This is a genomic window from Streptomyces sp. MB09-02B (assembly GCF_033794485.1).
Classification (GTDB): Bacteria; Actinomycetota; Actinomycetes; order Streptomycetales; family Streptomycetaceae; genus Streptomyces.
In genome coordinates, this window is record NZ_JARGEE010000857.1 from 1 (window position 1) to 1,378 (window position 1,378).

Consider the following 1,378-nt stretch of genomic DNA (forward strand, 5'->3'; position numbering starts at 1 on the left):
CGCAACCAGCGCCAAGTCGACTGGCACTTCACCACCGACGACGCACGCGTGAAACTACGCCACCTCTACCCAACCGCACAGCGAAATTAAGCCGCGACGGTCTACTAGTGCCACGTCGGGCAACATTTGCCCTGTCCGCTACCGGCACCTCGGGGCGATGTCCCCCGTCGATATGTCCGCCGTTCGGGGGCACGGCCAGCGCGGGGCAACGCGACCCCGAGCCGTCGTTCCGTCGCGAGGGAGCGGCCAACGTGCAGGACAAATCACGTCAAGCCGTAACTCGCGTGAGCCGGTATCGCTGGGCTACCGCCCCCGACCGGAACTCATGGCGGTCCACGAGCTCGAGCTGGATGCGCTCGCGCAGACCGGCGAGCAACGTCGGCCCGTGTCCGGCAAGGACCGGCTGAACAAGAAACTCGTACTCGTCGATCAGTCCCAGATCTGCCAACGCCAGGGGGAGCGTCACGCCACCCACCCACAGGCCCTCGCCTGACTCCTGTTTGAGCCGCTGAACCGCTTGCCCCAAGTCGCCTCGCACCAGGTCGGCATTCCAATCGACCCCGCTCAGCGTGCTCGACACGACGTACTTCTTCGCCCGGTCGATGGTCTCGGCGAACGGGATCTGCCATTCATCCATCCAGTCGGGCCACGTGCCCGTGGCCGGCTTCCGCCACACCGACTCCATCATCTCGTAGGTCACCCGGCCGAATAGCAGGGCATCGGCTCGCTCCATCTCAGCGGTCCAGTAGCGCATCGACTCCTCGTCCGGGGGGAGCCCTGCCTCGTGATGGCAGCAGCCGTCGAGCGTGACGTTGATCGAGTATCGAAGTGGTCTCATCCCGTTGCATCTCCCTTGAGGCGCGCCCAGCGTTCTCCGGACAGTACTCAGACGACTGCCGGCGCCATTTCTCATCGGCGCGATCGCACCTACTTTGACGCCGTCGTGATGCGCACCAGACCGCAGACCGAGCGCGCGACCGATTCGGCGCTCGGGGCGTTCAAGTTCGCAACGGGACGGCGCCCATAACGCTCGACTTCGATGCACGGTGCCGCGTCACCTACCGTCGGCTCAGGGTCAACGAGAACGTCGCAAACGTTGCCTGACGAGGCACCAGCTGTAGCCAGGAGGTGGAAGGGTCAGGTCAGCTTCCGGAATCGACAGGCTCTTCCGCATCAGGAAAAGCATCTCAAGCTCAGCCTCGTCGAACTTCTGCTGCCGCTCGTATTGATCCGAAACGGTAGGTGTTCTGGGTCGTTGATCCCTGCGTGAGTGAACTGATGGGGGACGCACGGCAGTTGTCGCCGTCGGCGCAGGAGGCCCTTCGGTTGCGGGCGGTGGCCGCGTTGGTGGCGGGCCGGACTCGCGAGGATGTCGCGG

General features: G+C 64.8%; 1 protein-coding gene. It reads right to left on the reverse strand.

What is annotated here, in order from left to right:
• Window positions 1–268: 268 nt before the first annotated feature.
• Window positions 269–838 (reverse strand): dihydrofolate reductase family protein, encoded by a 570-nt coding sequence (locus P1P70_RS44655; RefSeq protein ID WP_319248223.1) that lies wholly within the window; start codon window positions 836–838, stop codon window positions 269–271.
• Between the last annotated feature and the right edge of the window lie 540 nt (window positions 839–1,378).

Bases quoted from the DNA above. Each gene is read 5' to 3' on its own strand.
- P1P70_RS44655 (WP_319248223.1), bottom strand. From the start codon at position 838: ATGAGACCACTTCGATACTCGATCAACGTCACGCTCGACGGCTGCTGC.